Source organism: Gandjariella thermophila (genome assembly GCF_005405885.1).
GTDB lineage: Bacteria > Actinomycetota > Actinomycetes > Mycobacteriales > Pseudonocardiaceae > Gandjariella > Gandjariella thermophila.
This window is the reverse complement of record NZ_BJFL01000004.1, coordinates 23,760-49,008: the sequence shown is the minus strand read 5'-3', so window position 1 is coordinate 49,008 and position 25,249 is coordinate 23,760. Positions and strand designations below refer to the sequence as shown.

Sequence of the window (25,249 nt, the reverse complement as noted above, 5' to 3'; positions counted from 1 at the left end):
TCCGGATCGGTTGACGGCCGCAATTCGCACACATACCGTCTGGTCGCACGCACGGTGTGAGCGGCCAGCGGTACGGCCCTTTCGGCTCGATCCGATCCGCCTTCCACTCGGGCGAGGGGGACGGCCGGAGACCAGCGCATCCCCGAGCTTCCGGGCTCGTGTGGTCGGAGAACGGAAGGGCCTGAACGCGTGAGGCGCATATCGCAGCGGAGACAGCGGAGACGGGGCGGGACGATCCGGGCCCGCGTGCTGGCGATCGTGGCGATTCCCAGTGTGGCGATGCTCGTGGTCGGCGCCTGCCTGTCCGGCTACCTGGTGGACCAGGGGCTGCGGGCCCGCACCTTCGCCGACAACGTGCGCGCCGCGCTCGGTCCCACCGCGCGTTTCGTCGCCGCCGCGCAGGAGGAACGCCGGCTGACCATCCGCCGGCTCAGCCAGCCCGGGCAGAGCCGGTCCGCGCTGGACGACCAGCGGCAGCAGGTGGACGCGGCGTTGGCCGAGATGACCGCCACGGACGGCAGGCTGGCCCAGGACGCCCCGCCCGACCTGCGAGCCTCGCTGACCGCGTTCGGTCAGGCCGCCGCGCAGGTGCCGGAAATGCGGCAGCGGGTGGACGGCGGGCTGGCCACCGCGCAGGACACCTACGCCTTCTTCGACGACCTGCTCGCCCTGTGCGGCGCCAACATCCAGGGCATCGCCCGGTCCGCCACGGACGCCACGGTCGGCTTCGAGCAGATGATCGCCTACGACCTGTTCAAGTCGGCCGAGGCGATGTCCCGGGCGCACGCGATGGCCGAGCGCGCGGTGCAGAGCGGGCTGTCCCCCGAGCAGTTCCACGAACTCGCCCACCAACTCGGCATGTACCACGAGCAGGTGCAGACGCTGGCGCCCCGGATGACCCGGCAGGAGCGGGACACCTACGCCGCGCTGCAGACCACCACCGCGTGGAAGACGCTGGTGGCGGACGACAACTACCTGATGTATCACGGCCCGACGACCACGGGCACCGGACCGGCCGCCGTGCCCTTCGCCGTCCCGGACTGGGAGAGCGCCGCGCAGCAGGTGTCCCAGGCACTGATGGGCCTGTACCTCAGCCACTCCGGCTACGCGGCGGACCTCGGCGCGGCAAGCGCGCAGCGGACCCTGCTCACCTCGTGGGTCGCCGGCGTGGCGATCCTGCTGCTGGTTTTCGCGGTGCTGGCGGTCGCGCTGCGGATGTCCGGCCGGTTGATCAGGCGGCTCTCCCGGCTGCGCGAGGAGACCCTGGAACTGGCCGACGAGCGGCTGCCCGCGCTGCTGTCCCGGCTGCGCGCCGGCGCGGTGGTCGACGTGGCCGCCGAAGTGCCCTGGCTGGACCACGGCGACGACGAGATCGGCCAGGTGGCGGACGCGTTCAACGAGGCGCAGCGCACCGCGATCGCGGCGACCGTGCGGGAGGCGGAGACCCGGCAGGGCGTGCGGGCGGTGTTCCTCAACATCGCACACCGCAGCCAGGTGATCGTGCACCGCCAGCTCAAGGTGCTCGACGAGGCCGAGCGGTCGCTGGACGACCCGGACCAGCTCCAGCTGCTGTTCCAGCTCGACCACCTGGCCACCCGCGGCCGGCGGAACGCGGAAAACCTGATCATCCTCGGCGGTGAGCACGCCGGCCGCCAGTGGCGCAACCCGGTGCCGCTGCGCGAGGTGGTGCGCAGTGCGATCGCCGAGACCGAGGACTACACCCGGGTCACCACCGTACGGCTGCCCGACGTTCCGATGGTCGGCGCCGTGGTGGCCGACCTGATCCACCTGCTCGCCGAGCTGGTCGACAACGCCACATCGTTCTCGCCGCCGCAGGCGCAGGTGGAGGTGCGGGGCAACGTCGTGGGCCGCGGCGTGGTGGTGGAGATCGAGGACCAGGGCCTGGGCATCGAACCGGAGGAACTCGAGGCGTTCAACGCGATGCTGCGCGACCCGCCGGACTTCGACGTGATGGCGCTGTCCGCGGAGTCCCGGATCGGCCTGTTCGTGGTGGCCCGGCTCGCCGCCCGGCACGGCATCAAGGTCAGCCTGCGCGAGTCCGTGTACGACGGCGTCCGCGCGACCGTGCTGCTGCCCTCGGCACTGATTGCCGAACCGGAGCCGGACAGGGCCACCCCGGCCGAGCCGGAGCCCCCGACTCACGGGCGCGGCCCGGCGATGCCGCCCGGCGACGGTCCGACCGCGCTGCCGACCCGGACGCCGAGCCCGCCCCGGCCGGTCGGGTCCGGCAACGGCGCCGGCCACGTCGCGATCACCGGTGCCGGCATCGGCTCGGGCAACGGCTCGGGCAACGGTTCGCTCAACGGCTCCGGCGGCGACCCCGGTGGTGGCCCCGGCAACGACTCCGGCGGCACCGGGCGGGCGCCGCTGCCCCGCCGGGAGCGGCAGGCCAGCCTGGCCCCGCAGCTGCTGGCCGACGAACCCGGCGGGCCGGCGGAGCAGCCGGCGGACGGCGCGCCCCGGCGCACGCCGGAGCGTTCCCGCAACACGATGACGGCCTTCCAGCACGGCACCCGCCGGGCCAGGGCGGGCGACGAGTCCGAACCGGCGCCCGGCAACCCGCGACCAGGCGAAGGTGGGTGAGGAACATGACCGTCAAGTCCGGCGTCAGCGAGCTGGACTGGCTGCTGGACGATCTGGTCCAGCGGGTGGTCGGCGCGGAACGCGCGGTGGTGCTCTCCGCGGACGGCCTGCTCATGGGCAGATCCGCCAACCTGTCCAAAGCGGACGCGGAGCACCTCTCCGCGGTGGCGTCCGCGTTCCAGAGCCTGGCCAGGGGCACCGGGCGGCACTTCGGCGGTGGCGAGGTGCACCAGACCGTGGTGGAGATGGAGCGCGCGTTCCTCATGGTGACCACCGCTGGCCAGGGTGCCTGCCTGGCGCTGCTGGCCGCCGCGGACGCCGACCTCGGCATGATCGCTTACCAGATGAACCTGATGGTGACAAGGGTCGGCCGGTACCTGTCCACGGCGCCCCGGGAGGCCGGCGCCGCGCCCGCGGCGTCCGGATGAGCCCATGATTAGCCGGGGTGAGGCGTGGTTCGACGAGGCGGCCGGGCCCCTGGTGCGGCCGTACGCCGTCACCCGTGGCCGCACCCGGGCCAACCGCTACCCACTCGACCTGATCACCCTTGTGGTGGCCGTCCATCCCGAGGTGCACGCCGCCGTGGTGGAGCAGGAGTACGCCCGGATCCTGCGGGCATGCGCGTTCCCGCAGTCGGTCGCCGAGGTGGCGGCCCGGGTGGACCTGCCGCTGGGTGTGGTGAAGGTGCTGATCAGCGACCTGATCGAGCGCCGCTACCTGATCTTCCGGGCCAGCCCCTCGCCGGCCGCCAGGCCGGACCTCGTCACGATGCAGAAGGTGCTCGATGGGATACGGAAGCTCTGACGACCTCGACCCGACCGGCCGAACCGGGGCGGGCCAGGCCACCCCCGCTCCCCGGCGACGCGGTCGCGGCGCGCGTTCCGGAACGGACACCGATGGCGCGGGGCTGGCGCTGGACGCGGTCGCGATCAAGGTGCTCGTCGCGGGCGGGTTTGGGGTCGGCAAGACGACCCTGGTCGGCTCGGTCAGCGAGATCGTTCCGCTGCGCACCGAGGAACTGCTCACCGAACTCGGCGCCGGCGTGGACGACGTGACGGGCGTCGACGGCAAGACGACCACCACGGTGGCCATGGACTTCGGCCGGATCACCATCAACCCTCGGCTCATCCTGTACATGTTCGGCACGCCAGGGCAGGACCGCTTCTGGTTCATGTGGGACGAACTTGCCCGCGGCGCGCTGGGCGCGATCGTGCTGGCGGACACCCGGCGGCTGTCCGCGTGCTTTCCCGCGGTGGACTTCTTCGAACGCCGCCGGATCCCGTTCGTGGTCGGTGTCAACTGCTTCGACGGCGAGCAGCCCTACTCGCCGCAGGAGGTGCGGCAGGCACTCAGCCTGGACGGCGACGTCCCGCTGTCGATGTGCGACGCGCGCTACCGCGAGTCCAACAAGCGGCTGCTGATCACTCTCGTCGAGCACGTCATGGCGACCGTCCGGCGCGCCGACGCCGCGGCCACCGGGCTCCGGCCTAGCGGAGGTTGACCATGCGGGTCTCGCCCCGCGTGTAGCCGCTGAACTTCATCTGCCCGGAGACGAAGATCCGCCCGGTGACGTGGGGCTTGCGGATCCGGGCCCCCCGGTTTGTCGCAGTGTCCGGGTGTGGGCAGTCGTCCGAGTAGCGTGCGGTCGCGCGCCGTCGCCGCCGGGCGCCGGCCGCGGCCGGCGCGGAAATGGGCCCGGTGTCAGGCCGTCGCCCTCACCCAGCGCGCCCGGCCGGGCCGGACCGGCACCCAGCAGCCCTTCGCCGCGTCCCCGGTCTGCGCCGCCGGCGCCGGATCGGCGAGGGCCAGCAGGGCGTTCAGCACCTCGATCGCGGCCCCCGAGCACCGCCACAGGGTCGTGCTCGGTGCCATGATGTCCCGCTCGTCGCCGGGAATGCGGAACGCCGTGGCGTCGTCCTCGGCGTGCAGTTGCAGCACGTCCACCACGTTGTGGTGGGCGCGCACCCCGACCACCGCCACCAACTCGCCCTCGGCGTCGCGCGGGTGGAGGAACTGGAAGCCGCGGGCGATCAGGTCCCGCAGCCGGTCCTCGACAGCGCCGTGTTCAGCCGCGGGCGCCATCGATCTCGCCGCCCCTCGCGCCGGTCCGCCACCGGGCGGCCGACCGCGTCCCGATCTCGTTCGCCATGATCCCCACTTTCCCCGACAACACGCTGGGGATGCATCCGCATCAAGATTTGCTTGTGCACGGACGCTAACACGGGAGTCGGCGGCCGGATATGCGACGGTGAGTGATCACCAGTCGATGTGATGGACATCGCAATCACACGATGGGGTGGCGGCCGGACCGGGGCCGGCCGCCACCGCCTGTGCGGGTTATCCGGGACCGGCCCAGCGACCACGGGGCGCCAGGCCCGTGCGAGCGGCCGGTGTGGTGACGGGCATAGCGGATCGGGCAGTGGCCGCCGGATAACCCGAACGTCCGACTGGCACAGTGCGTTGCCGGACCGTGAGTTCCGCGGTTCGCGGGAAGCACTGCGGCGTTCGAGGGTTCTTGCGGACTGGTTACCGTGGCCGGGTGAGCGAGTACCTGAGGCTGGAGACCGGTGGCGCGGTGGCCACGCTGACCATCGACCGCCCCGCCAAGCGCAACGCGATGAGCTTCGAGATGTGGTCGGCGCTGCCCGGTCTGCTCGCCCGCGTGGCCGAGGACGACGCGGTCCGGGTGCTGGTGCTGCGCGGCGGTGAGCACTTCTCCGCGGGCGCCGACATCGGCGAGTTCGCCACGTTGCGCCGCGGTGCGGAGGGCGCGGCCCGCTACGGCGAGACCGTGCACCGGGCGGAGCGCGCGATCGCCACCCTGGGCAAGCCCACCATCGCCGCGATCACCGGCTTCTGCATCGGCGGCGGCTGCGAGCTGGCGCTGGCCTGCGACCTGCGCATCGCCGAGGACGGCGCGCGGTTCGGCATCACCCCCGCCAAGCTCGGCATCGTCTACAGCTTCACCTCGACCAAGCAACTCGTCGACGCGGTCGGTCCGGCCTGGGCCAAGCAGATCCTCTACACCGGCGAGGTACTGGACGCCGCCACCGCCCAGCGCATCGGCCTGGTCAACGAGGTGCACCCGGCCGAGGAACTGCCGTCCCGGGTCAAGGAACTGGCCGAGCTGATCGCGTCCCGGGCGCCGGTGAGCGTGCGCGGCGCGAAGACCATCGTCAACCGGATCACCGCCGGCCACCAGGAGGAGGACGACGCGGTGCGCGCGCTGTACGACGAGGCGGTGCACAGCGCGGAGTACGCCGAGGGCGTGGCCGCCTTCCTGGAGAAGCGCGCGCCCCGGTTCTAGCGGTACTGCTCGGGGACGTGTTCCCGCATCCGGCGGAACTCCTCCGCCAGCGCGGGCAGCTGCCACTGCGCGTTCAGCCCGCTCGGGTTGGGCAGCACCCACACCGGCCGGCCGGCGATCCGCTCGTCCTGCGGGCCGACCGCGGCGCGCGGCCGGCCGAACGCGACCCGGTAGGCGCTCACCCCGACCACGGCGACCAGCCGGGGCCGGAACCGCCCGACGAGGTCCGTCAGCCGCCGGGCGCCGGCGCGCAGTTCCTCCTCGGACAGCTCGTCGGCCCGGGCGGTGGCCTTGCGGACCAGGTTGGTCACGCCGAGCCGGTGGTCGAGCAGTTCGGCCTGTTCGTCCGGGCGGAGCAGCCGTGGCGTGAAACCGGCGCGGTGTAGTGCCGCCCAGAACCGGTTGCCGGGGCGCGCGAAGTGGTGCCCGGTGGCGCCCGACCACAGGCTCGGGTTGATGCCGCAGAACAGCACGTCCAGGTCGGGGGCGAGGACGTCGTCGATGGACCGGCCGCGCGCCGCCGCCAGGTCGGCGCGGGTGGGGCGGGTCACCCGGGAGGCCATCAGGCGGGGCGCGGGCGAAGCCCGGTCAGCAGGCGGCGGGCCAGGGTGGCGCACTCCTCGCGGACCCGTGGCTTGTCCGCCTCGGCCGCGTCGGCGAGCATGCTGCCGATCGCGCCGAGCAGCGCGAACACGAACCGGGTGGTGATCTCCGGCGACGCCTGCTCGATGTATCCGGCGTCCATCAGCGACGTGACGAACTGCGATGTCAGTCCGTACGCGTACTTCTCCTCGCACTCCTTCCAGCGGTCCCAGCCCAGCGCCACCGGCCCCTCCTGCCAGCACAGCCGGCCGTACACCGGGTCGCAGCACTGGTCGAGGAAGGCGTCCAGGCCGATCATCGCGGCGTCCCAGGCGTCGTCCGTGCCCGCGGCCGCCTCGGCGATGCGCCGGGTGGCCTCGGTTTCCAGGCTCTCCAGCACCGCCTCGAACAGTTCCCGCTTGCTGGCGAAGTGGTGGTAGACGGCGCCGCGGGTGACCTGGGTGGCGGAGGCGACGTCCTCCAGCGCGGTGCGGGCGAAGCCGCGCTCGGCGAACAGCGTGGTCGCGGTCTCCAGCAGCGCGGCCCGGGTCGCCTCGGAGTACTGCTCGCGTCGGCTCTTGACGCCTGGCATACGCTGAGCCTACCGACATACACTGTGTATGTTTCCATCGCGGAGTAGGTGAGATGGATGACTGACAGCGCGCTGACCTCCGACGTCGCCGCCGACTTCGTGTTCGACCCCTTCGCCGACGGATTCACCGACGACCCCTACCCGCACTACGAACACCTTCGCGCGGCCGACCCGGTGCACGAAAGCCCGCTGGGCTTCTGGATCCTCGCCGACTACGAGGACGTGTCCGCGCTGTTGCGGTCCGGGCACTCGGTGGAGGAGCGCCACATCGCGCCCGGCAGCCCGCTCCGCGCGATCAACCAGGAGGCCTACGGCGACCGGCCACGCCGGATGGACGGCCTGTCCATGCTGGACAAGGACCCGCCGGACCACACCCGGCTGCGCCGGCTGGTCTCCAAGGCGTTCACCCCGCGCGCCGTCAACCGGCTGGAGCCCAGGGTCACCGCGCTGGTCGACGAGGTGCTGGACCGGATCGCCGAGGCCGGGCAGGTGGACCTGGTCGCCGAGCTGGCCTTCCCGCTGCCGTTCGCGGTCATCTCCGAGATGCTCGGCACCCCGGAGGTGGACCACCTGCGGCTGCGCGAGCTGTCCGGCACCCTGGTGCGCTCCCTGGAGCCGGTGGTCGACCCGGAGACGCTGAACCGGATCGTCGACGCGGACAACGAACTCGGCGCGATCGCCCAGGACATGATCACCTGGAAGCGCGGCCACCCGGCGGACGACCTGCTCAGCGCGCTGATCGCGGCCGAGGAGGGCGGCGACGTGCTCAGCGACGACGAGCTGGTGGCCCAGGTGCTGCTGCTCTACATCGCCGGGCACGAGACCACCGTCAACCTGATCGGCGGCGGCGTGCTGGCGCTGCTGCGCAACCCGGACGCGCTGGCGCTGCTGCGCGAGCGGCCGGACCTGGCCGGCAACGCGGTGGAGGAACTGCTGCGCTACGACAGCCCGGTGCAGATGAGCCGGCGGATCACGTTGGAGCCGTACCGGGTGCGCGACCGGGAGATCCCGGCCGGCTCGTTCGTGATCGCCTGCCTCGCGTCGGCCAACCGGGACCCGAAGTTCTGGGGCGCGGACGCCGCCGAGCTGCGGCTGGACCGGGACAACGCCCGGCAGCACGTGTCCTTCGGCGCCGGCGTGCACCACTGCCTGGGTGCGGCACTGGCCAGGATGGAGGCGCGCATCGCGATCTCCCGGCTGGTGCGGCGGTTCCCCGACCTGGGGCTGCACGGGGTGCGCTGGAACGGCCGGATCAACCTGCGCGGCCCGGAGACGCTGACGGTCTCGGTGTGAACCCGCGCGGTGGGTGGGCGGAGCACCCGCCCACCCACGCACCGCGCGGTCACCGCGATCATGGCGCCGAGCAGGCCGCGGGATTCAGCGGGCGACCGGCAACTCGACGGTGAACACGGTGCGGCCCGGTTCGCTGGTGACGCCCACCCGGCCGTGGTGCGCGCCGACCACCGCGGCCACGATGGCCAGGCCGAGCCCGGTGCTGCCCGCGGCATGCGAGCGGGAGTTGTCGCCCCTGGCGAACCGCTCGAACACCTCCGGCAGCAGCTCGGGTGGCATGCCCGGGCCGTCGTCGGCGACGGTGAGCCGGACGTGACCGTCCACTGTGGTCAGCCCGGTGGTGACCGTGGTGCCCGGCGGGGTGTGCAAGCGGGCGTTGCCGAGCAGGTTGGCCAGCACCTGGTGCAGCCGCGCCTCGTCGCCGACCACGGTGACCGGGTCCTCGGGCACGTCCAGCCGCCAGTGGTGGTCGCGCCCGGCGGCGTGCGCGTCGCTGACCGCGTCCAGCACCAGCCGGGACAGGTCGACCGGTTCGGCGGCGAGCGGGCGGCCGGCGTCCAGCCGGGCCAGCAGCAACAGGTCGTCCACCAGCGTGCTCATCCGCGCCGACTCGGACTCGATGCGCCCGATCGCGTGCGCCACGTCCGGCGGCACCACCTGCCGGCCGCGCCGGGTCAACTCCGCGTAGCCGCGGATGGCCGCCAGCGGGGTGCGCAGCTCGTGGCTGGCGTCCGCGACGAACTGGCGCACCCGCATCTCGCTGGCGTGCCGGGCGGCCAGCGCGGCGCCGACGTGGCCGAGCATCCGGTTCAACGCCGCACCCACCTGGCCGACCTCGGTGCGCGGATCGGTGTCCCGCTCCGACACCCGCACCGACAGCGCCACCTCGCCGCGGTCCAGCGGCAGCTCGACCACCCGGCTCGCGGTGCGCGCGAGCCGCCGCAGCGGCCGCAGCGTGTGCCGCATGATCAGCGCGCCGGCACCGGCGGTGGCCGCCAGCCCGGCGAGCGCCACGGCGGCGAGCACCCGGCCGAGGCCGGCCATGGTCGCGTCCACGTCGGCCAGCGGCAGCCCGGTGACCACCACGTCGCCGTCCGGCACGGTCACCGCCATCGCTCGGAAGTCGCCGAGGTCCGGCAGCGTCCGGGTGTAGGGCCGGCCGTCCACCGGAAGTCGCGCCAGCACGGTGGCCTGGTCGGCGGCCAGCGGCACCACGCCGCCCCGGGCGGTCAGCCGCTGGGCGTCCACCACCTCGCCGTCCACGATGCGCGCGTTCACCGTGCCCGCGCCCTGGCCGGGCGCCCCGATCGGCGGCCGGCGCTGCGCCGGACCACCGCCACCTGGCTGCTGCGGGCCGCCGGCGAAGAGCTGCGCGCGCTGGCTCGCGTCGTGCAACTGCCGGTCGAGCTGGCCGACCAGGAAGGCGTGCAGGGCGAACTCGGTGACCACGACGATGATCAGGCACACCACGGCGAGCAGCGCGGTCTGCTCGCCGAGCAGCCTGGCACGCAGCGACCACCGCCGGAAGAGCCGCCTAGCCAGCCGGCTTGAGCACATACCCGGCGCCCCGCATCGTGTGGATCATCGGCTCCCGCCCCACCTCCGGCCGGCGCGTTCGGCCTCGGCCGGGGGAGTCGTTGCGAGGCCGGGCGCTCGGTGCTGCCATGGCGCCCATCCTCGGCAGGCCACGTGCGGCGGCGCTGGGGGCCCGCTGGGAATTGCCTGTGAGCGGCGCGTGATCGGGCACACAACCGATCGCGGGCGTTCGGCACGCACAATAACCGGATGCAGACTCCGCTGTTCGCCTCGGTCGAGGAGGTGGGCGACCGGCTCGCCACGGCCGGCTACCTGGCCTCCACCGCCGTGGCCACCACGGTGTTCCTGGCCGACCAGCTCGGCAAGCCGCTGCTCGTCGAGGGACCGGCCGGGGTCGGCAAGACGGAGCTGGCCAGGGCGCTCGCCCGGGCCACCGGGGCGGAGCTGATCCGGCTGCAGTGCTACGAGGGCATCGACGAGTCCCGCGCGCTGTACGAGTGGAACCACGCCAAACAACTGCTGCGCATCACCGCCGGCCGCGACGAGGGCTGGGAGCAGGCCCGCGCGCACGTGTTCAGCGAGGAGTTCCTGCTCGCCCGGCCGCTGCTCACCGCGATCCGCAACACCGAGCCCACCGTGCTGCTGGTCGACGAGACCGACAAGGCGGACGTGGAGATGGAGGGCCTGCTGCTGGAGGTGCTCGGCGACTTCCAGGTGACCGTGCCGGAGCTGGGCACCATCACCGCCGCGCGGCGGCCGTTCGTGCTGCTCACCTCGAACGCCACCCGGGAGCTATCCGAGGCGCTCAAGCGGCGCTGCCTGTTCCTGCACCTCGACTTCCCACCCGCCGAGCTGGAGCGCGAGATCGTCCGGCTGCACGTGCCGGGCCTGGACGACACGCTCGCCGAGTCGGTGGTCCGGCTGGTCGGCGCGCTGCGCGGCATGGAACTGCGCAAGGCGCCGTCGATCGCGGAGACCGTCGACTGGGCCCGCACGCTGCTCGCGCTCGGCGCGGACACGCTGGACGAGTCGGTGGTCGAGGCCACCCTCGGCGTGGTGCTCAAGTACCAGGCGGACCACCGCAAGGCGACCGCCGAGCTGAAGCTGGCCACCGTCCTGGACCGGACACCGGGATGACCGGCCGCACCGAGGCGACGGCATGACGGGGCTGCCGGACCGGCTGGTGGAGTTCGTCACCGCGCTGCGGGAGCACGGTGTCCCGGTCGGTCCGAGCGAGACGGTGGACGCCGCCGCGGCGCTGCGGGTGGTCGGGCTCGCCGACCGCGACCAGCTCCGCGAGTCCCTCGCCGCCACCCTGCTGCGCCGCTCCGGCGAGCGAGCCGTCTTCGACGGTGTGTTCGAGCTGTACTTTCCCGCCGCCGTCGGGGTGAGGCAGACAGCGCTCGACCCGCCGCCCGGGGACGACCTGGACGCCTGGCGGGACCTGCTGGTGGCAGCCCTCGCCGAGGGTCGGGACGAGCGGTTGCGCGCGCTCGCCGCGTCCGGGGTGGACATGCTCGGCCGGTTCGGTTCGGGCGCCGGTGGCGGACCCATGGCGGGCTGGTCGGCCTACCAGACGCTGGACCGGTTGCGACCGGAGTCGCTGCTGGCCCGGGTGCTGGCGGCGATGCGCGACCGGGCCGGCACGGAGGATCCGCTGGCCGAGGAAGTGGACCGCGGCGAGGCCGCCCGCCGCGTCGCGCGGTTCCGTGACCTGGTGCAGCAGGAGGCCCGCCGGCGCACCGCGGAGCTGCGCGGCCGGGAGCGGGTGTCCCGCTACGGCGTGGCACCGTCCACCGACCTGGTCGGCTTCACCACCGCCGGGCGGGCACAGCTCGCCGAGATGCGGCGCACCATCCAGCCGCTGGCGCGCAAGCTCGCCACCCGGCTGGCCGCGCGGCGGCGCCGGGCCCGCCGCGGCCAGATCGACCTGCGCCGCACCATGCGCCGCTCGCTGGCCACCTCGGGCGTGCCGGTGCGCCCGGCGTTCCGCCGCCGCCGGCAGGGCCGGCCAGACCTGGTGCTGCTGTGCGACATGTCCGGGTCGGTGGCCGGGTTCGCGCAGTTCACCCTGCTGCTGGTGCAGGCGCTGCGGGACCAGTTCAGCCGCGTACGCGTGTTCGCCTTCGTCGGCGTCACCGACGAGATCACCCACCTCGTCGAGGCCGGCGAGGACGATCCAGAGGGCCTGGCCAGCCGAATCTTCCGGGAGGCCACGCTCACTTGGTGGGGCACCAACAGCGACTACGGCAACGCGCTGGCCACCTTCGCGGAGCGGTGGTTGGACGCGGTGGGCCCGCGCACCTCGGTGCTCATCCTCGGCGACGGCCGCACCAACGGCGGCGACCCCAACCTGCGCGCGCTGCGCCGCATCGCCGACCGGGCGCGGCACGTCTACTGGCTCAACCCGGAGGCGGAGCCGCTGTGGCACACCGGCGACTCCGCGGCCCGCGCTTACGCCGAGGTGGTGACCATGTACGAATGCCGCAACATCCGGCAGCTCTCCCAGGTGATCACGCGGCTGCTGCCCGCGTAGCGGTGGACACCCTGATGGAGGTCAGATGGGCCCTCGCCGCCCGGGAGCTGGGCGCGGGCTCGTTGGACTGACGCACAACGAGGCGCGGCACCGATCTGGTCGCGGTCTCCTTGGACGCCCGGCGGCGGCCCGGCCGGCGCGCTCCGCCGGCAGCGCGTCCCTGGCCGTGGCGATCGCCAGCGGCGCCGGCCCAGGCCGATGCCTGCAGCATCCGCCCCGCGAGCAGCCCGGCGAAACCAACGCGTCCGGTTCCCGGTTCAGGGCCGGGTCAGCGCCTCCGGCTCCGGCGGCGCGGCGGCGGGATCGGGCCGGTCGCCGGTGCGGGACCGGCGGCGGATCGCCAGGTACAGCCCGGTCGCGCCGACGGCGGCGCAGCACGCCGACACGGCCAGCAGGGCGGGGGAGGTGCTGCCGGTCAGCGAGTCGCCGAACACCACCACGGCGGTGGTGCCGGGCAGGCTGCCGGCCACGGTGCCGGCCAGGTAGGGCAGGAACCGCACCGATGAGACGCCGCAGCAGTAGTTCAGCGGCGCGAACGGCACCACCGGGATCAGCCGCAGCGACGCCACGGTCAACCAGTTGCCCTCCGCCAGTTGCGTGTCCACGGTGCGCACCGCGCGGTGGTCCAGCCGCCGCGCGACCAGGTCGCGGCCGACCGCGCGGGCCAGCCCGAAACCGAGCGCGGCGCTCACCGCGGTGGCCCCGACGGCCACCGTGACGCCGGCCACCGTGCCCAGCAGCAGGCCGGCGGCCAGGGTGAACACCGTGCGCGGCAGCGGAGCGACGGTGGCCACCGCGTAGGCGGCGAACAGCAGCGCCGGGGCGGCCGGCCCGGCGGCGAGCGCCCAGGCCCGCAACTGGGCCGGATCGGGCACCGGCAGCAGCACGGCGACCAGGATGAGCGCGGCCAGCAGGCCCACGGCCAGCAGCGAGCGTGGACGGATCACGAAACTCCCGTGGGGTCTGCCGGGCGGAGGCGGAAGGCGGCGATGCCGATTGTGCCAGACGGCCGACCCTGCCTCCCTGCGTCACCATTGGTGGCGCGCCACGCGATCGACAGCGTCGTAGGGTGGTTTCCGGTGCTGTGACGGCCACATCGCCGGGCGATGAGGGCGGGGCGGCCGGCGGGAGGAGGCGGCGCCGCACCCGGGAACGGAGGCCATGATCGCGGACCAAGGGTATTCGGGTACGCCGCTGGCCAGGAAGCTGGGCGTGCGGGCGTATCACCGCCTGATCCTGCTGCATTCCCCGCCGGGGTGGGAGATTCCCGACCTACCGGAGGGGGTGGAGGTCGGCGCGGGCGACCTGCGCCGGGCGAACATCGTGGTCGCCTTCTACCGCTCGGTGGACGCGCTGGCCCGGGACACGCCGAGCTTCGTGCACGAGCTACCGCACGACGGCGCGCTGTGGATTGCCTGGCCGCGCCGCGCGGCCGGGCACACCAGCGACGTCACCGAGAACGGGGTGCGGGAACTGCTGCTGCCCGCCGGACTGGTGGACGTGAAGGTCGCCGCCCTCGGCGAAGACTGGTCGGGTCTGAAGTTCGTCTGGCGGGTGGAGTACCGGCACCGGCACGACTGACCGGGCGCGGCGAACCCGGTGGCGAGGCTCAGTGCGCCAGCACCCGCACCACCACCGCCAGCGCGACGATCGGCAGCAGCAGCCACCGGGCGCGCGGGTTGCCGAAGTTCACCGTCCAGCCGTAGCCGAACCGCTTGGGCACCAGCACCGCCGGGTCCTCCCGGTTGACGTACACCATGCCGCCGCGCCAGTACCGGTCGTCGTCCCGCTGCACCACGCCGGTGTCCTCGTCGGCGTCGCCGGCGGGCAGCCGGCTGCCGAGCTGGCCGGTGCGCAACCCCACCGCCAGGACGACCACCACGCCGACCAGCACCGGAAGCAGCACCGGAAGCAGCGAAACGTGCGCGCTGGCCTGCCAGGTCTGCCGTTGAGAACCACCCACTGCGCGGTCATGCTCTCCGCTCCAACGAAGTCAGGGACGCTGTTCCTGGGGCGTGGCGAACGACGCCAGCACCTCGCGGCATGCCGCCACGACGGTGTCCCCGTCGACGCCGTGCGCGACCGCCTCGGCGAGCAGCGTGCGCAGCCGCGCCTGCCAGTCGCCGGTGAAGTCCGCCTCGGGCGGCCCGGAACCGGCGTCGCGGCGCACCACCGCGCCGCTCTTCCGGTTCAGCCGGAGCAGCCCCTGCCGCCGAAGCAGGTCGTACGCCTTGTTCACGGTGTGGAAGTTGATGCCCAGGTCGACCGCAAGCTGCCGGGTGGACGGCAGCGGGCTGCCCTCGGCGAGCCGGCCCTCGGCGATCGCCTCCACCACCCGGTCCCGAATCTGCTGGTAGATCGGGACATCACTGGTCAGGTCCACGCTGAGGATCACGATCCACTCCCATGCCGCACTGTTCTAGTATGTATAGAACAGAACAACATGACAAGTGGATTGCGGTTCGGGGTCTCTACCATGTGCGGTGGGCAGCCGGCGGACCTGGCGGGCCAGCGATGTCCGGCGGTGAGCCCCTTGTCGGGGGCGAGGGCGGGCGCCCCCGCGATCAGTCCGTCACGGCAGCGGGTTCCGGGAGACAGCGTGGGGCTTACCCCCGAGGAAGTGCGGGACGTCGGATTCCACCGACCGCCGAGGAACCAGCGCGGGTACTACGAACCCGACGTGGACCTGTTCCTCGGCCGGGCGGAGGCCGCGCTGCGCGGCCGCGACGTGCTCACCGCCCGGGAGGCGCGGCAGGCCGACTTCCGTGAGTCGCCGGTGCCGCAGGGCGGTTACTACAAGCCCGAGGTGGACGAGTTCGTCGACCGCATCGTGGAGACGCTGGAGGCGCTCGAGTCGGGCGTGGACGCGCTGGAGCCGGTCGATCCCGGCCTGGCGTCCGTGCCCAACCTGGGATCGGTGCCGGACTTCCCACCGGGCGAGGGCTACGCACCGGGCCAGGACTTCGTGCCGGGGGCAGGGGAGGGTTACCCGCCCAGGGAGGGTTACCCGCCGGCGGGTGGCCTCGGCCGGGACACCGGCCCACGACCGGTGCCGGAGGCCGAACCGGGGCCGCCCGCTGCCGGCCCGCCGGCGTCGCTGGCCGACGTGTCGTTCGACGACTCCGCCAACGGCGAACTCGGCTACGACAAGGCGGAGGTCGACGCATTCATCGACCGGGTGCACGACGCGCTGCGCGGCGAGAACCCGCTGACCGCGCGCGAGGTCTACGAGGTGAGGTTCCGCCCGGCCCCGGTCGGCGAGCGCGGCTACGACCGCGGCGGCGTGGACGCCTTCCTATCCCTCATCGCGGTCACCCTGCGCCGGTCGGCGCGGAAGTCGCCCACCGGGCCGCAGCCGATCGCGACGCCGTGCCCGCCACCGACCACCCCGCCGCCGGCGCCGCCGGAGGCACCGCCACCACCGGCGGTCCGACCGCAGGCCGACCAGCCGGCCGCGTCACCGGCAGCACAGCCCGCCGGCCAACCCGCTGCGCAACCGATGGCGCGACCGGTTGGCCGGGCGGCCACGGCGGCCCACCCCGGGCTGACCGCCGAGGACGTCCGACTGGTCGCGTTCCGGCCGCCCGAACCGGGCGAGCGCGGCTACGACGAGGTGGAGGTGGACGCCCTGCTGGACCGCGTGGAGGCCACGCTGCGCGGCGAGGACACGCTGACCGCCGAGGAGGTGGCCGGCGTGCGGTTCGGTGACGCCCCGCCGGGCGCGCGCGGGTACCGCATGGACGACGTGGACGACTTCCTCGACCTGGTGGAGCGCCGGCTGGCCGCCGGAGGCTAGCGGGGTTGGACCGTGCCGTGGCGTGCCGGGTCTCGCCCGGGAGGCGCGCGCCGATCAGGTGCACCGGACCAGGCCGCGGCCGGTGACCAGCGGCAGGTCCAGCGCGGTGAGCAGGCCGCTGGGCGCCTCGACCACCGTGGGGACCGCGTTGACCAGCCGCATCGCGGTGGCCTTCAGCCCGGCGGTGTTGTGGTCGCCGTCGGTGCCGAGCAGTCGCAGGTCCAGCGTGTAGTTCGGTTCGCCGGAGATCTCCACCCGGTAGCAGCCCTGCCCGGCGGGCTGCGGCCAGTCCGGGCCGATGTCCGGGTGCAGGCGGGTGACGTGCTCCAGCACGCACACCGCCCGGCCGGCGCGCATACCGCGCACCTCGAAGCGCAGGCCCGCCGCGGTGCCGCTGCCTACCGTGCCGCAGGACAGCCGCAGCTCCTCGGGCGCGGGCAGCCGCTCGTAGTGCTCCTCGACGCCGTCCAACTCGACGTCCAGCCCCGCGGCCAGTTGGCGCACCACGCTGCCCCATGCCAGGGACAGCACCCCGGGCTGCAGCAGCATCGGGATGTCGTCCAGCGGCTTGCCGAAGCCCATGATGTCGAACAGCACCGTCGGGTTGTCATAGCTGCTGTAGTCCAGGATCTCCGCGCAGCGCACCTGGTCGATCCGCTCGCACACGCCGCTGAGCAGCAGCGGAAGCGCGTCGTTGGCGAAGCCGGGGTCGACGCCGTTGACCCACAGCGACGCCCCGCCCTCGACCGCGGCCCGGCGCACCGGGTCCACCAGTTCCGGCGGCGCCACCCCGTCCGGGAACTGCAGGAACACCGGCCCGCTGGCGACCACGTTGATCCCCCGGCGGAGGATGCGGCACAGGTCGTCCAGGGCCTCGGTGAGCCGGTTGTCGGCCATCGCGGTGTAGACCACGCAGTCCGGGTCGGCGGCCAGCAGCGCGTCCGCGTCGGAGGCGGCGGCCACGCCGAGGTCCCGGTCCAGACCGGCGAGCCGGCCGGCGTCCCGGCCCACCTTGGCGGGGTCGGACACCCACACCCCGGCCAGTTCCAGGTCGGGCCGCGCGTCGATGCCGGCGATCGCGTGCCTGCCCACGTGCCCGGTGCTCCACTGCACCACGCGGTAGGTCATCCCGACCACCTCACAGGTCCGGCAGGCCGAGGTCGAGGTTGGGCGCCTGCAGCCCGCCGTCGACCTCCAGCAGCTTGCCGGTGACGTAGCCGCCGGCCGGCGAGGCCAGGTAGAGCACGGCGGCGGCGATGTCCTCGGGGTCGCCGATCCGGCGCAGCGGGGTGGCCCGCTCCATCCGGCCGCGCAACTCGTCGTCGCCGGTGACGATCTCTAGCGCCGAGGTGGCCACCGAGCCCACCGAGATCGCGTTGACCCGCACCTTCGGCGCGAGATCAGCGGCGGCGAGCCGGGTGTAGTGGGCGAGCGCCGCCTTCGCCGTGCCGTAGGCGACGAACCCGCGGCCGGCGAGCCGGCCCATGGTCGAGGAGATGTTGACCACCGACCCGCCACGGCCCTCCAGCATGATCGGCGCCGCGGCGCGGGTGAGTGCGTGCCCGGTCGCCACGTTGAAGTGGAACGCGTCCTCGAGGTGGCGGGTCGAGGTGTCCAGGAACGCGCGCGGCATGGTGCCGCCGACGTTGTTGACCACGATGTCCAGCCGGCCGAACGCCTCCCGGGCCGCCTCGGCGAGGGAGGCGGCCGCGTCCAGGTCGCTGAGGTCGGCCGCGACGATTCGCGCCTTGCGTCCCGCCGCGGCCACCCGGGCGGCGACCTCGTGTAGCTGCGTCTCGGTGCGCGCCGACAGCACCACGTCCGCGCCCGCCTCGGCCAGCGCCACGGCGGTGGCAGCGCCGATGCCCCGCCCGGCCCCGGTGACGACGGCGACCCGGTCCGTGACGCGGAACCGGTCGAGGATCACGGCGCGTTCCCTTCCGCGAGGGTGCGCGCGACCGTCAGCCGGGGCGCGCGGGGGTGATGGCTGCGGGTGCCGCGAGCTGACGACATCATCGGCTCTCCAACGGTGCTCCTCCGGTGACGCGGGAGCGAAACTGTAACACGTTCTAGCCGGTACATGTCTCGCCGCCCACGCCGCCGCGACGGGTCAGCCGCGCTCGGGATCCGGAATCCAGCTGCCGTGGAACCCGGCCGGCACCCGGCGGGGCAGCCGGACCGCGGCCTGCCCGGTCAGTTCCGCGGCGTCCAGCACGAGCAGTTCGGAGCCGGTGCCGGCGGGGTCGCTTACCACGGACAGCAGCCAGCCGTCGTCCTCCGCGCGGGCGCCCTCGGCCGGCACGAACACCGCCTCGCCCGCGGCGGCGCCCTCGCTGAGACGGTGCGTGCGCACCTCGCCGGTGTGCCTGTCGTACTTGACGATCCCGCCCTCGGTGACGGTGTACAGGTAGCGGTTGGCCCGACCGGTGCGCGCGTCGTTGAGCGTGGGGAACTCCACCGCCCGGTCGTCCAGCGGCTCCTCCCGGCGCGTCCCGGTGGCCGGCTCCAGGGTCCAGCGGTGCAGCCGGCCGCCGGCGGAGTCCGCCGCGGCCGCCGCCGGGTTGCGCGACCCGCCGATCCGGCCCCACAGGCCGGCGAAGTCCGCGGCGCCGTAGCGGACCGCGTCCAGCATGATCCGGCCACCCGCGTCCTCGTGCGCGTTGCCGACGTGGAACACGTAGCACGGCTCGACGTCGAACCAGGTGACCTCGGCGCGGCCGTCCCGGCGCATCACGCCGAGCCGGGCGCCGTACCCGTCGTCCCAGCGGAACGGCATGCCGCGGCCGAGCAGCGCGACGTCGAACACCACCGGCAGGTCCAGCCAGACCACGTGCCGCTCGGTGATCGCGAAGTCGTGCATCATGGTCGGCCCGGGCACCGTGATCTCCCGGCTCTCCACCAGGTCGCCGGACGCGGACAGCCGGTGGTAGGTGAGAAACGGCGGCGTGACGCCGTAGCCGAAGAAGTGCAACTCCCCGGTGTCCGGGTCCTCCTTGGGGTGCGCGGTCATCGCGGTGGTGAGCCGGCCGCCGAAGTCGCACGGGCCGACCGTGTCCAGTTCGGGGGTCAGCACGTAGGGCAGGCCGGCCTCGCACAGCGCGAGGATCCGCTCGCCGTGCTGGACGACGTGGGTGTTGGCCGGGTTCGCGGTCAGGTCGCGGGTGCCGTCGGCGCGGACGGCGGGCGCACCGTCCAGTTCGCGGGTGCGCACCCAGCGGTTGCGGTACCACTCCGCGTGGCCGTCGACCAGCCGCACCCCGTGGATCATGCCGTGCCCGACGAACCAGTGCCCGCCGTCCTCGCCGGGCAACGGGTTGGGGCCGTTGCGGAAGTAGCGCCCGGTCAGCTCGCCCGGCAGGGTGCCGGTGACCTCCAGGTCGGTGGCGTCGATCTCGTCGGGCACCGGCGCCAGGTGGCCGGCCAGGTACATCGTGCGTTCGGACATCGGGACTCCCTCGACTCAGGCGGCCACGCCGTGGCGGGCCGCGACGATCCCCGGGTAGCGGGCGGTGAACACCGCGGGCAGCGCGATGCCGGCGACGTTGAGCGCGACGGCCGGCACCGTCGCGTGCGGCGCGAGGGTGCCGGCGACGGCCAGCGCGGCGGCGGTGACGGTGAAGCTGGCCGCCCACACGGCGGTGATCACCACGTTGATCCGCAGGAAGATCGGGCTGGACCACACCTCGCGCGCACATGTCACTACTGACATATCAAAGCTAGAAGGTACTAAGATGACATGTCAATACCGGAATGTAGGATGTGGCCATGAGTCTTCGGCATGCCCTGCTCGGCCTGCTGGCGCACGGCTCGGCCAGCGGCTACGACCTGCTCGGCACGTTTCAGGGCTCGCTGGCCAACGTGTGGCCGGCGACCCAGAGCCAGCTCTACGGGGAGCTGAACCGGCTCGCCGACGCGGGGTTGATCAGCGTCGTCGCCGAGGGGCCGCGGGGGCGCAAGGAATACGCCATCACCGACACCGGGCGCGCCGAGCTACAGCGCTGGCTGACCGAGGAGGAGCCGGAGCGCAACCGCCGCAACGACATGCTGCTCCGGGTCTTCCTGCTGGACCTGGTTGAGCCCGCGCAGGCCCGGGCGTTCCTGGACCGGGAGGCGGCGCTCGCCGCCGAGCGGCACGAGTCGCTGCGCAAGCTGGACGAGTCGATCGAGTGGGACGACAGCCCGCTGTCCCGGTACGGGCGGCTGACCCTGGAGTGGGGGCTGCGAGCCACCGCGATGCACCGCGAATGGGCCGAATGGGCCGCCGCACGGATCGACGCCGGCGGGCGGCGGCGGGGCGGCTGACGGACAACCGAAGCGGGCAGCGTCGGCATCGGTTGCGCAACGTCCGGCATGGTGGCCCGCTCGATGCGGTATGACTGTGGCCGATGAACACCGAGACCCGCGGGCGCCTGGTGACCGGTGACGGGGTGCGGTTGCTGGTGCGCGAGCACGGCGACCGCGCCCACCCGACGGTGGTGTGCCTGCACGGCTATCCCGACCACAGCAGCCTCTGGGACGGTGTGGTGGCCGCGCTGGCCGACCGCTTCCACGTGGTGACCTACGACGTCCGCGGCACCGGCGGCTCGGACAAGCCGCGCGGCCGCGCCGCCTACCGGCTCGACCGGCTGGAGCGGGACTTCGCCGCGGTGCTGGACGCGGTCAGTCCGACCGAGCCCGTGCACCTGCTCGCGCACGACTGGGGCTCGGTGCAGGGCTGGCACTTCGTCACCGGCCAGCGGCTGCGCGACCGGATCGCCACCTTCAGTTCGATCTCCGGCCCGTGCCTCGACCACGTCGGGTACTTCGTCCGGTCCCGGCTGCGCCCGGACGCCGCGGCGCTCGCCGAACTGGGCCGGCAACTGGGCAAGTCCTGGTACGTGTTCTTCTTCCAGTTACCGCTGCTGCCGGAGCTGTTCTGGCGCAGCGGCGCCGGCACGGCCCTGCTCGCCGCACTGGAGCGGAGCGGGGACGGCAGTGCCACGCCGCCGGGCCAGCGGTCGCCGGCCGACTACCTCAACGGCCTGCAGCTGTACCGGGCGAACATTCCGCGGCGGCTGTCCGGCCCGCAGCAGCGCGGCGTCGACCTGCCGGTGCAGGTGATCGCGCCCACCAACGACCTCTTCGTCTCGGTGCCGATGCAGACCGACATCCGCCGGTGGGCGTCGAACCTGACGGTGCGCACCGTCCGGGGTGGACACTGGCTGCCGCGCAGCCAACCCGAACTGGTCGCCCGGCTGGCCGCGGAGCATATCGACGCGACGGGTTAGCTGGCCGCCACGTCGGCCGGCTCCGCCAGCCGGCCGAGCACGGCGGGCAGCCGGCCGGTGTGCACCACGCCGAGCCGCTGGGTGGCGCGGGTGAGGGCGACGTACAGGTCGTTCGCGCCGCGCGGTGAGGCGTCCAGGATGCCCTGCGGGTCGACCACGATCACCGAGTCGAACTCCAGGCCCTTGGCCTGGGCCACGGTGAGCAGCACCACCTGCGCCTCCACCAGGTCCACCGGCTCGCCCTCGCCTGGCGCGGCCGGCGCCACCACCCCGGCGAGGTCGTCCACCAGGGCGGGCGGGGCGAGTACCGCCAGCCGGCCGTCCCCGATCTCGGCGACCTCCCTGGCCACCAGGTCGGCCAGGCCGCCGACCAGTTCGGACGCCGGCAGGCCGGTCACCCACGGCGGCACGCCGGTTTCCCGCACCGCCCGCGGCGGCTCCAGGTCCGGGTCGATGGCGTCCAGCACGTCGGCGGCGACGCCCGCGATCTCCGCCGGGGTCCGGTAGTTCACGGTGAGCTGGGCCAGCCGCCAGCGGTCGCCGACGTACGGCTCGAGCACCTCGGCCCAGGACGACGCGCCGGCGCGGTCGCCGGTCTGCGCGATGTCGCCGACCACGGTCATCGAGCGGCTGGGGCAGCGGCGCATCAGCGCCCGCCACGCCATCGCCGACAGTTCCTGCGCCTCGTCCACGATGACGTGGCCGAACGTCCAGGTGCGATCGGCCGCCGCCCGCTCGGCCGCGGTCTCGTAGCCGCGCTCGGAGTGCCGTTCGGCGAGTTGGTGGGCGGCCACCACGTCGGTGGCCAGCAGCACGTCCGGGTCGGTGTTGTCGTCCACCTCGAGGATGTCCAGGACGCCCTGGGCGTAGTCGAGCGCCTGCCGGCGCTGCCGCTCGGCGCGGGCCCGCTCCTCGGTGTCGTCCTCGCCGAGCAGTTCCGCGGCCTCGTCCAGCAGCGGCACGTCGGCCGGGGTCCACGGCGCACCCGGCTCGCGCCGCAGCAGCGCACGCTCCTCGGGGGTCAGCGCCTTGGCGGCCACGGCGAGCCGCCGCTCGTCCGCGTACAGGTCGGCGAGCAGTTGCCGCGGGGTGAGCACCGGCCACAGCTCGTCCAGCGCGGCCCGCACGCCGTCGTCGGCGCGTAGCTCGGCACGGATGTCGTCCAGGTCGGCGCCGGAGAGCAGGCTGCGGCCGAGCCGGTCGGCGAACTGCTCGGCCAGCGCGCCGATCACCTCGCGCGCGAACACCCGCCGGGCCAGGTTGTGCGGCTGGCGGGAGCGGCGGGCCCGGGTCCGTGCCTGCGTGGCGATCTTCCGGTCCAGGAACAGCGTCTCCCGCTCGAACGGGATCTCCATGGGGTGCTTCGCGTTCGGCACCCGCTGCCGGTCCCGCACCGCCGCGGCGACCACGTCGGCCATCACCAGCCGGCCCTTGAGTTCGGCGGTCTCCACCGGTTCCCGCCCGGTGGCGGACAGCCCGGGGTAGAGGTCGCCGACGGTGGACAGCACCACGCTGGTCTCGCCCAGCGAGGGCAGCACCTGGCTGATGTAGCGGAGGAAGGTGGCGTTCGGGCCGACCACCAGCACGCCGCTGGTGGACAGCCGCCGCCGGTGCGTGTAGAGGAGGTACGCGGCCCGGTGCAGCGCCACGGCCGTCTTACCAGTACCCGGCCCGCCCTGCACCACCAGCACGCCGTTCAGGCCGTCGCGGATCACGTGGTCCTGCTCGGCCTGGATGGTGGCCACGATGTCGCTCATCTGGCCGGTGCGGCTGGCGTTCAGCGCCGCGAGCAGGGTGGCCTCGCCGGTGAGGTCGGCGTGCCGGCCGGAGCGCTCGGCCGCGGTCAGGTCGAGAACCTCGTCGTCCACCCCGACCACCCGGCGCAGCCTGGTGCGGATGTGCCGGCGCCGGTGCACGCCGTCCGGGGAGGCGGCGGTGGCCAGGTAGAACGGGCGGGCGGCGGGTGCCCGCCAGTCCATCAGCAGCGGTTCATAGTCGTTGTCCTCGTCGAACAGCCCGATGCGGCCGATGTAGGTGCGCTCCCCGTTGTCGAAGTCCAGCCGGCCGAAGCACAGCCCGCTTTCCGCGGCGGAGAGTTGGGCGAGTTGCTCGGTGTGCATGGCGGTGGCCACGTCGCGTTCCACCCGGGCCTGATGGGTGCCTCCGCCGTTACGCAGCACCTCAGCCAGCCGCGCCGAGGTTTCCTTGCGGATCCGGTCCACCTTGGCGTACAGGGCGGACACGTACTCCTGCTCCCGGCTCAGCTCGTCGACCTGGGCGCCGCCGTCCGGTCCGCGTTCATTCGTTCGGGCAGTATTTGACAACGTCCCCTGCCTCTTGCTAATCTACTCATACCGACATTGAATTGTTGCTTTCTCGCGGTGTGTCCGAGCGACAAATATAGCAAAAGTGTCGGGTCAGCATCTTCCGTCTTCCCGCGTGTGACCGCGCACGCCGGACGCGGACATGCCGAGGCCGGGGCCCGGCGGATGGTCGGGCCCCGGCGCGGGTCGGTTCGGTCAGCCCCAGATCTCCTGCGCGGTCTCCACGATCAATCGCAGCTTGGCGACCTGCTGCTCCATGGTGAGCCGGTTGCCCTCCACGGTGGACGAGAAACCGCACTGCGGGGACAGGCAGATCTGGTCGATCGGCACGTACCGGCTGGCCTCCTCGATACGGCGCTTGAGCGTGTCCCTGTCCTCCAACTCGCCGCGCTTGGTGGTGACCAGTCCGAGAACCACCATCTTGCCCCTGGGTACGAAGCGCAGCGGCTCGAAGCCGCCGGACCGTTCGTCGTCGTACTCCAGGAAGAACCCGTCCACGTTCAGCCCGTTGAACAGCGCCTCCGCCACGAAGTCGTAGCCGCCCTCGGCCGCCCACGAGGACCGGAAGTTGCCCCGGCACATGTGCGTGGTCACCGCCATGCCCTCGGGCTTGTTCGCCAGCACCTCGTTGAGGTGGCGGATGTAGATCTCGTGCTGGTGCTCGGCGTCCCCGCCCTGCGTGGCGATCCACTCCCGCTGCCTGGGGTCGTTGAGGTAGGCCAGGCTGGTGTCGTCGAACTGCAGGTACCGGCAGCCCAACTCGCCCAGCGCCCGCACCTCGGCGCCGTAGGCGGCGACCAGGTCCGCCCAGAACTCCTCCGGGTCCGGGTAGACCCGCGGGTCGATCAGCGCGCTGCCGCCGCGGTAGTGGACCATGCTCGGTGACGGGATGGTCAGCTTCGGCACGGCGCTGGTGGTGACCTGCGACAGGAAGCGGAAGTCGTCGGCGAAGATGGTGTGGTCGAGGTGCACTCTGGCGTCCACGTGCAACGCCGCCGGGGTGAACTCGATGGTGCCGTCCGCGTTGCGGAACTCGACGGTGATGTTCCCCGGCGCCTTGCCGATGCCGCCCAACTGGTAGATGAAATCCATGTGCCAGGAGGCCCGGCGGAACTCGCCGTCTGTCGCCGACCGCAGGCCGACCTCCTCCTGCATACCCACCACGTCGCGAATGGCCTCGTCCTCGATCTCGCGCAGCTGCTCGGCGGTGATGCTGCCCGCCGCGAACTTGTCGCGGGCCTCCATCACCTGCGGCGGCCGCAGCAGGCTGCCCACGTGATCGGCGCGGAAGGGGGGCACTGTTCGGTCCGGCATGATCCTCCTTAGGGCTCCGCGGATTCGCGCGGGCGCGCGCCGTGGTCGTTCCGGGTGCCGCGGCTCAACGCGGTCATCGAGGTTCCTCCGCCCGCTCA

25 protein-coding genes are annotated in these 25,249 nt (G+C 73.3%); 12 read left to right on the top strand and 13 right to left on the bottom strand.

Annotated features, from left to right (window positions below):
- Window positions 1-258 precede the first annotated feature (258 nt).
- Genes FFT21_RS06055 through FFT21_RS06040 form a run of 4 tightly spaced genes read left to right on the top strand, consistent with a single transcriptional unit; the run spans window position 259 to window position 4,105 of the window.
- A complete protein-coding gene (locus FFT21_RS06055; RefSeq protein ID WP_225978124.1) occupies window positions 259-2,604 on the top strand; it encodes a sensor histidine kinase in 2,346 nt (781 codons plus the stop codon).
- A 5-nt stretch (window positions 2,605-2,609) separates the two neighbouring features.
- A complete protein-coding gene (locus FFT21_RS06050; protein WP_137812774.1) occupies window positions 2,610-3,032 on the top strand; it encodes a roadblock/LC7 domain-containing protein in 423 nt (140 codons plus the stop codon).
- 4 nt (window positions 3,033-3,036) lie between these two features.
- The gene (locus FFT21_RS06045; RefSeq protein WP_137812773.1) at window positions 3,037-3,408 is read left to right on the top strand and encodes a DUF742 domain-containing protein; all 372 of its coding nucleotides are present in this window, start codon (window positions 3,037-3,039) and stop codon (window positions 3,406-3,408) included.
- Window positions 3,389-4,105 carry a GTP-binding protein gene (locus FFT21_RS06040; RefSeq protein ID WP_137812772.1) on the top strand — a complete coding sequence of 239 codons (717 nt, stop codon included), beginning with the start codon at window positions 3,389-3,391 and terminating at the stop codon, window positions 4,103-4,105. Before FFT21_RS06045 ends, FFT21_RS06040 begins: the two co-directional genes overlap by 20 nt.
- Before the next feature lie 200 nt (window positions 4,106-4,305).
- Here the strand turns inward: FFT21_RS06040 and FFT21_RS06035 are convergent, their stop codons facing one another.
- Window positions 4,306-4,686 (bottom strand): hypothetical protein, encoded by a 381-nt coding sequence (locus tag FFT21_RS06035; protein ID WP_137812771.1) that lies wholly within the window; start codon window positions 4,684-4,686, stop codon window positions 4,306-4,308.
- A gap of 457 nt (window positions 4,687-5,143) precedes the next feature.
- Here FFT21_RS06035 and FFT21_RS06030 point away from each other — a divergent pair, with 457 nt between their 5' ends.
- Window positions 5,144-5,911 carry an enoyl-CoA hydratase/isomerase family protein gene (locus tag FFT21_RS06030; protein WP_137812770.1) on the top strand — a complete coding sequence of 256 codons (768 nt, stop codon included), beginning with the start codon at window positions 5,144-5,146 and terminating at the stop codon, window positions 5,909-5,911.
- Here FFT21_RS06030 and mug read toward each other — a convergent pair.
- On the bottom strand, window positions 5,908-6,462 hold the full coding sequence (gene mug, locus FFT21_RS06025) for a G/U mismatch-specific DNA glycosylase (RefSeq protein WP_371856724.1): 555 nt from the start codon (window positions 6,460-6,462) through the stop codon (window positions 5,908-5,910). The genes FFT21_RS06030 and mug overlap by 4 nt on opposite strands.
- 11 nt (window positions 6,463-6,473) lie before the next feature.
- On the bottom strand, window positions 6,474-7,085 hold the full coding sequence (locus FFT21_RS06020; protein WP_137812768.1) for a TetR/AcrR family transcriptional regulator: 612 nt from the start codon (window positions 7,083-7,085) through the stop codon (window positions 6,474-6,476).
- 57 nt (window positions 7,086-7,142) lie between these two features.
- Here FFT21_RS06020 and FFT21_RS06015 point away from each other — a divergent pair, with 57 nt between their 5' ends.
- Window positions 7,143-8,378 (top strand): cytochrome P450, encoded by a 1,236-nt coding sequence (locus FFT21_RS06015; RefSeq protein ID WP_137812767.1) that lies wholly within the window; start codon window positions 7,143-7,145, stop codon window positions 8,376-8,378.
- Window positions 8,379-8,462: 84 nt separating this feature from the next.
- Here the strand turns inward: FFT21_RS06015 and FFT21_RS06010 are convergent, their stop codons facing one another.
- The gene (locus tag FFT21_RS06010) at window positions 8,463-9,935 is read right to left on the bottom strand and encodes a sensor histidine kinase (RefSeq protein WP_137812766.1); all 1,473 of its coding nucleotides are present in this window, start codon (window positions 9,933-9,935) and stop codon (window positions 8,463-8,465) included.
- Window positions 9,936-10,163: 228 nt separating this feature from the next.
- Here FFT21_RS06010 and FFT21_RS06000 point away from each other — a divergent pair, with 228 nt between their 5' ends.
- Window positions 10,164-11,051: an AAA family ATPase gene (locus FFT21_RS06000; protein WP_137812765.1), complete on the top strand. Its 888-nt coding sequence runs from the start codon at window positions 10,164-10,166 to the stop codon at window positions 11,049-11,051.
- A gap of 22 nt (window positions 11,052-11,073) precedes the next feature.
- Window positions 11,074-12,450 (top strand): vWA domain-containing protein, encoded by a 1,377-nt coding sequence (locus FFT21_RS05995; protein WP_137812764.1) that lies wholly within the window; start codon window positions 11,074-11,076, stop codon window positions 12,448-12,450.
- Window positions 12,451-12,707: 257 nt separating this feature from the next.
- Here the strand turns inward: FFT21_RS05995 and FFT21_RS05990 are convergent, their stop codons facing one another.
- Window positions 12,708-13,397, bottom strand: a complete 690-nt coding sequence (locus FFT21_RS05990; protein WP_137812763.1) for a TVP38/TMEM64 family protein — start codon at window positions 13,395-13,397, stop codon at window positions 12,708-12,710.
- Between the two features lie 214 nt (window positions 13,398-13,611).
- On the opposite strand from FFT21_RS05990, the gene FFT21_RS05985 reads away from it, so the two are divergent.
- Complete coding sequence (locus tag FFT21_RS05985) at window positions 13,612-14,031, top strand: DUF3052 family protein (RefSeq protein ID WP_137812762.1); 420 nt, start codon at window positions 13,612-13,614, stop codon at window positions 14,029-14,031.
- Window positions 14,032-14,059: 28 nt separating this feature from the next.
- Here FFT21_RS05985 and FFT21_RS05980 read toward each other — a convergent pair whose 3' ends face one another.
- Window positions 14,060-14,413, bottom strand: a complete 354-nt coding sequence (locus tag FFT21_RS05980; RefSeq protein WP_137812761.1) for a DUF5808 domain-containing protein — start codon at window positions 14,411-14,413, stop codon at window positions 14,060-14,062.
- 30 nt (window positions 14,414-14,443) lie between these two features.
- Window positions 14,444-14,845, bottom strand: a complete 402-nt coding sequence (locus FFT21_RS05975; protein WP_137812760.1) for a GntR family transcriptional regulator — start codon at window positions 14,843-14,845, stop codon at window positions 14,444-14,446.
- Between the two features lie 204 nt (window positions 14,846-15,049).
- Between FFT21_RS05975 and FFT21_RS30490 the strand changes: the two genes are divergently transcribed.
- Window positions 15,050-16,246, top strand: a complete 1,197-nt coding sequence (locus FFT21_RS30490; protein WP_137812759.1) for a DivIVA domain-containing protein — start codon at window positions 15,050-15,052, stop codon at window positions 16,244-16,246.
- 54 nt (window positions 16,247-16,300) lie between these two features.
- Here the strand turns inward: FFT21_RS30490 and FFT21_RS05965 are convergent, their stop codons facing one another.
- The 4 genes from FFT21_RS05965 to FFT21_RS05950 all read right to left on the bottom strand — a co-directional run bounded on the left by FFT21_RS05965 (window position 16,301) and on the right by FFT21_RS05950 (window position 19,946).
- On the bottom strand, window positions 16,301-17,374 hold the full coding sequence (locus tag FFT21_RS05965) for an NAD(P)H-dependent amine dehydrogenase family protein (protein ID WP_137812758.1): 1,074 nt from the start codon (window positions 17,372-17,374) through the stop codon (window positions 16,301-16,303).
- 10 nt (window positions 17,375-17,384) lie between these two features.
- Window positions 17,385-18,173 carry an SDR family oxidoreductase gene (locus FFT21_RS05960; protein WP_137812757.1) on the bottom strand — a complete coding sequence of 263 codons (789 nt, stop codon included), beginning with the start codon at window positions 18,171-18,173 and terminating at the stop codon, window positions 17,385-17,387.
- 183 nt (window positions 18,174-18,356) lie between these two features.
- On the bottom strand, window positions 18,357-19,691 hold the full coding sequence (locus FFT21_RS05955) for a carotenoid oxygenase family protein (RefSeq protein WP_137812756.1): 1,335 nt from the start codon (window positions 19,689-19,691) through the stop codon (window positions 18,357-18,359).
- A gap of 15 nt (window positions 19,692-19,706) precedes the next feature.
- Window positions 19,707-19,946: a hypothetical protein gene (locus FFT21_RS05950; RefSeq protein WP_137812755.1), complete on the bottom strand. Its 240-nt coding sequence runs from the start codon at window positions 19,944-19,946 to the stop codon at window positions 19,707-19,709.
- A 65-nt stretch (window positions 19,947-20,011) separates the two neighbouring features.
- Between FFT21_RS05950 and FFT21_RS05945 the strand changes: the two genes are divergently transcribed.
- Together FFT21_RS05945 and FFT21_RS05940 are read left to right on the top strand one after the other, a co-directional pair.
- Window positions 20,012-20,548 carry a PadR family transcriptional regulator gene (locus tag FFT21_RS05945; protein WP_137812754.1) on the top strand — a complete coding sequence of 179 codons (537 nt, stop codon included), beginning with the start codon at window positions 20,012-20,014 and terminating at the stop codon, window positions 20,546-20,548.
- 83 nt (window positions 20,549-20,631) lie between these two features.
- Window positions 20,632-21,513, top strand: coding sequence for an alpha/beta fold hydrolase (locus FFT21_RS05940; protein ID WP_137812753.1), 882 nt, complete (start codon window positions 20,632-20,634; stop codon window positions 21,511-21,513).
- On the opposite strand, the gene FFT21_RS05935 is transcribed toward FFT21_RS05940, so the two are convergent.
- Together FFT21_RS05935 and FFT21_RS05930 are read right to left on the bottom strand one after the other, a co-directional pair.
- Window positions 21,510-23,837, bottom strand: a complete 2,328-nt coding sequence (locus FFT21_RS05935; RefSeq protein ID WP_137812752.1) for a HelD family protein — start codon at window positions 23,835-23,837, stop codon at window positions 21,510-21,512. The two genes, FFT21_RS05940 and FFT21_RS05935, sit on opposite strands and share 4 nt — an antisense overlap.
- A gap of 195 nt (window positions 23,838-24,032) precedes the next feature.
- Window positions 24,033-25,151 (bottom strand): 5-methyltetrahydropteroyltriglutamate--homocysteine S-methyltransferase, encoded by a 1,119-nt coding sequence (locus FFT21_RS05930; RefSeq protein ID WP_137812751.1) that lies wholly within the window; start codon window positions 25,149-25,151, stop codon window positions 24,033-24,035.
- Window positions 25,152-25,249 lie beyond the last annotated feature (98 nt).

What these genes read in the sequence shown, in the direction of transcription:
- FFT21_RS06050 (WP_137812774.1), top strand. Translation starts at nt 2,610, where the DNA reads ATGACCGTCAAGTCCGGCGTCAGCGAGCTGGACTGGCTGCTGGACGAT.
- FFT21_RS06045 (WP_137812773.1), top strand. Translation starts at nt 3,037, where the DNA reads ATGATTAGCCGGGGTGAGGCGTGGTTCGACGAGGCGGCCGGGCCCCTG.
- FFT21_RS06040 (WP_137812772.1), top strand. Translation starts at nt 3,389, where the DNA reads ATGGGATACGGAAGCTCTGACGACCTCGACCCGACCGGCCGAACCGGG.
- FFT21_RS06035 (WP_137812771.1), bottom strand. Translation starts at nt 4,686, where the DNA reads ATGGCGCCCGCGGCTGAACACGGCGCTGTCGAGGACCGGCTGCGGGAC.
- FFT21_RS06020 (WP_137812768.1), bottom strand. Translation starts at nt 7,085, where the DNA reads ATGCCAGGCGTCAAGAGCCGACGCGAGCAGTACTCCGAGGCGACCCGG.
- FFT21_RS06015 (WP_137812767.1), top strand. Translation starts at nt 7,143, where the DNA reads ATGACTGACAGCGCGCTGACCTCCGACGTCGCCGCCGACTTCGTGTTC.
- FFT21_RS06010 (WP_137812766.1), bottom strand. Translation starts at nt 9,935, where the DNA reads ATGTGCTCAAGCCGGCTGGCTAGGCGGCTCTTCCGGCGGTGGTCGCTG.
- FFT21_RS06000 (WP_137812765.1), top strand. Translation starts at nt 10,164, where the DNA reads ATGCAGACTCCGCTGTTCGCCTCGGTCGAGGAGGTGGGCGACCGGCTC.
- FFT21_RS05995 (WP_137812764.1), top strand. Translation starts at nt 11,074, where the DNA reads ATGACGGGGCTGCCGGACCGGCTGGTGGAGTTCGTCACCGCGCTGCGG.
- FFT21_RS05985 (WP_137812762.1), top strand. Translation starts at nt 13,612, where the DNA reads ATGATCGCGGACCAAGGGTATTCGGGTACGCCGCTGGCCAGGAAGCTG.
- FFT21_RS05965 (WP_137812758.1), bottom strand. Translation starts at nt 17,374, where the DNA reads ATGACCTACCGCGTGGTGCAGTGGAGCACCGGGCACGTGGGCAGGCAC.
- FFT21_RS05955 (WP_137812756.1), bottom strand. Translation starts at nt 19,691, where the DNA reads ATGTCCGAACGCACGATGTACCTGGCCGGCCACCTGGCGCCGGTGCCC.
- FFT21_RS05945 (WP_137812754.1), top strand. Translation starts at nt 20,012, where the DNA reads ATGAGTCTTCGGCATGCCCTGCTCGGCCTGCTGGCGCACGGCTCGGCC.
- FFT21_RS05940 (WP_137812753.1), top strand. Translation starts at nt 20,632, where the DNA reads ATGAACACCGAGACCCGCGGGCGCCTGGTGACCGGTGACGGGGTGCGG.
- FFT21_RS05930 (WP_137812751.1), bottom strand. Translation starts at nt 25,151, where the DNA reads ATGCCGGACCGAACAGTGCCCCCCTTCCGCGCCGATCACGTGGGCAGC.